Genomic DNA, 2,804 nt, shown 5'->3' with positions numbered 1-2,804 from the left:
GTTTGAGACAATCAACAACATGGTGCTAGCCGCCTAAGAAACTATCAACCCCACGAGTCAACCAAACCGTGGGCAGTCCCAAGATGAAGCCGTTGATCGCGTAGTGGAAGAGGATAACTTCTTGTTTCCCGCCCGGAAGTCCCATGCGCGCATTGAAGGCTACGTCGTCGGCCAGCCCTCTATGCAGCCATGCTCTGATCGCTTCCTCGACGTGTCCGCGCCGTGTTGCCTCAAGGCGCAGCTCGAAGAGGGCCAGAGCTGCAGCGCGATCCGACGTTAGCCGTTGAAAGATGTCTTTCATGTAGGCGGCAAACAGTTCCCGTCCAGGTTGACGAGCGGCGAGACTCGCGTGCACGTCGGGATCGGGTGCGAGACGTTCGCCTATCCGGGCGAGGATCGCGTCGATGACGTCGTCTTTCGTGGCGAAGAAGTTCGATGCCGTTCCCCGCGGAAGCTGTGCTTCGTCATCGAGCGCCCGATGAGTTAGACCACGCGACCCCTGGCGCGCTAGAACACGCACCGCAGCATCAGAAAGGTCTTTGCGCCGGCCTGGGTTCCGTGTCACGCCACCAGCATACTGTAACCACGACAAACGTCGTGGTATTGTCCATTCACGACGCCTGTAGTGATTGGAGTGGTTATGCGAGAACTCGTCTATTACGTCGCAGTATCCATCGATGGCTATATCGCCGCACCCGACGGATCCTTCAACTCCTTCCCGCTCGAGGGCGACCATATGCAGACGATCCTCACCGAGTACGCGGATGCACTTCCATCACATGTCCTCGACTCGCTAGGCACCGACGCTCCCAGAAGCCGTTTCGACACAGTCATACAGGGGTGGAACACCTACGCCGTGGCGCATTCCGTTGGAATCAATCGACCCTACGCGCATCTCCGAGAGTTCGTAGCCACCCGCACTCGGACTACTAACGATCAGGCTGTCTCTTTTACCCGTGACGCGCTGGCCACTGTTCAGGAACTCAAGCAGGAGGAAGGGTTGAGCATCTACCTGTGCGGCGGCGGTGATCTGGCCGGCCACCTCCTTCCCGAAATCGATCGTCTAATCCTCAAGCGCAACCCTGTCGCCTTAGGGGCTGGCATTTCGCTGTTCGGGGGCGGCGACGTGCGGCCAACCTCCTTCCGCCTGGTGAACGTGCGATCGTTCTCCTCCGGGGTCGTCATCGAAGAGTATGAGAGCGCCCACTGAAACGTGGGTGCATCTGACAGATACAGCGCTGCAGGGGTCTGGCGCTGGGTACACCCCTGCAACGGGGAGCGTTCGTTAGGGGCCGTTAGTCAGCTCGTGGCGTGGTTTGTTCAGCGGTTTCATGACGGGTTAAGTGTTGCTTCGACGGCATTCGTAAACGCATCGAACAATTCGGTCGAGGGAGGCAGTACCTGAGTCATCAAGATGACCGCAGTATCGTGCTCGGGCCAGCTGTACCAGAGCGTGCCTAGCCCGCCGCCCCATCCGTAGCGGCGTCCGCATTTCCCGTCGGTTACTCCAACGCCGTATCCCCATCCGCCGCCATCTAGGAAGGCTTGCGCCGAGGGCCCCGAGCGCTGCTCTGCGGTGAGGTGATCGGACGTCATCACAGCCACCGATTCAGGCGACAGCAATCCGCCGCCGTCTTCGAGCAACATCCTGGTGAATTGCAGTAGGTCACCAACTGTGGACACCAAGCCGCTACGCGCGTCCGGGAAGGCCTGCGGTGTTGACCACCGGCTCTCGAATGCGCTATCAAAGAGAACCAAGCCGTTCTCGCTTTGCGCGAAGGCCGGCACGAGGTGTTGGGGCGGGGCGAGGAACCCGGTCTGGGTCATGCCAAGTGGTGTGAACAGTCGCTCGCGCATCACAACGTCAAGGGACTTGCCCGTAACGCGTGCGAGCACGACTCCCAACACTCCGAAAGCGAGCTCGTACCTCCAGACCATGCCGGGCTGTTCCAGCAAAGGCAGTCTCGCGAAACGGTCCACCCATTCATCAGGTGAGAACGGCGTCGAAGGGTCAGGGGGCCCGAATCCCAATCCGGCAGCTGCAGCTGCCTCGACCGCCGGGCAGGCACTCTCGAACACAAACCCGAAGCCCATCCGCATCGTCAGCAAGTCCTCGATCGTCATCGACCGTTGAACTGGCACAGTGTCCTGAATTGGACCATCGAGTTGACGCAGCACGCGGCGGCCGGTCAATTCCGGAACGAACTCCTCAACCAGATCGTCGAGGTGCAGCACCCCGTCCTGAACGAGGAGCAACGCAACCGAGGCGACCATAGGCTTCGTGTTGGAACTGATGCGCATAACCGCATCAGCTGTCATCGCGGTAGCTCCGCCCGGTTCGGTGTGCCCCACACCGGCCACCGACGTGTGACCGTGATGCACGACGCCGACGACAGCACCCGGAACCTCACCGTCATCCACTATCGGATGAATCATCTCAATCAGCTGCTGCGCATCCATCGCTCGATCGTAACAGCGGCACTTTTGTAGTGATCGGATACTTGGTCTGAAGCGCCCTCGGTTTGATAAAGACTCGCGCCATTAGATTTCAACCAATTGAGTGTTGGTGGTTTTGCCAGCATAGAAGGTCTGCTCGAATTCTGCGGGTGGAATGTCGCCGAGGTACCCGTTGAGACGTTCGGTGTTGTGCCAGTGAACCCACCCCAGAGTCGCTAGCTCAAGGTCCTCAACCGTCTTCCCCGGACCAGGCCGGGCGGGGCCTCGGACGAGTTCGGTCTCGTAATAGCCATTCACGGTCTCGGCCAACGCGTTATCGTAACTGTCTCCCACGGTCCCCCTCGACG

4 protein-coding genes are annotated in these 2,804 nt (G+C 59.8%); 1 reads left to right on the top strand and 3 read right to left on the bottom strand.

What is annotated here, in order from left to right; translation table 11 throughout:
• Positions 1 to 25: 25 nt before the first annotated feature.
• A complete protein-coding gene (locus ABD059_RS09010; protein ID WP_343879224.1) occupies positions 26 to 565 on the bottom strand; it encodes a TetR/AcrR family transcriptional regulator in 540 nt (179 codons plus the stop codon).
• Positions 566 to 640: 75 nt separating this feature from the next.
• Here ABD059_RS09010 and ABD059_RS09005 point away from each other — a divergent pair, with 75 nt between their 5' ends.
• A complete protein-coding gene (locus tag ABD059_RS09005) occupies positions 641 to 1,210 on the top strand; it encodes a dihydrofolate reductase family protein (RefSeq protein ID WP_343879222.1) in 570 nt (189 codons plus the stop codon).
• 119 nt (positions 1,211 to 1,329) lie between these two features.
• Here the strand turns inward: ABD059_RS09005 and ABD059_RS09000 are convergent, their stop codons facing one another.
• Positions 1,330 to 2,460, bottom strand: coding sequence for a serine hydrolase domain-containing protein (locus ABD059_RS09000; RefSeq protein ID WP_343879220.1), 1,131 nt, complete (start codon positions 2,458 to 2,460; stop codon positions 1,330 to 1,332).
• An 81-nt stretch (positions 2,461 to 2,541) separates the two neighbouring features.
• Positions 2,542 to 2,804: integrase core domain-containing protein (locus tag ABD059_RS08995; protein ID WP_343879218.1), on the bottom strand; the 263-nt coding region annotated here is incomplete at its 5' end.

This window comes from Arthrobacter flavus, assembly GCF_039526005.1.
GTDB classification, from domain to species: Bacteria; Actinomycetota; Actinomycetes; order Actinomycetales; family Micrococcaceae; genus Arthrobacter_D; species Arthrobacter_D flavus.
The sequence above is the reverse complement of the archived record's forward strand: the minus strand, read 5'-3'. Positions and strand labels throughout refer to the sequence as shown.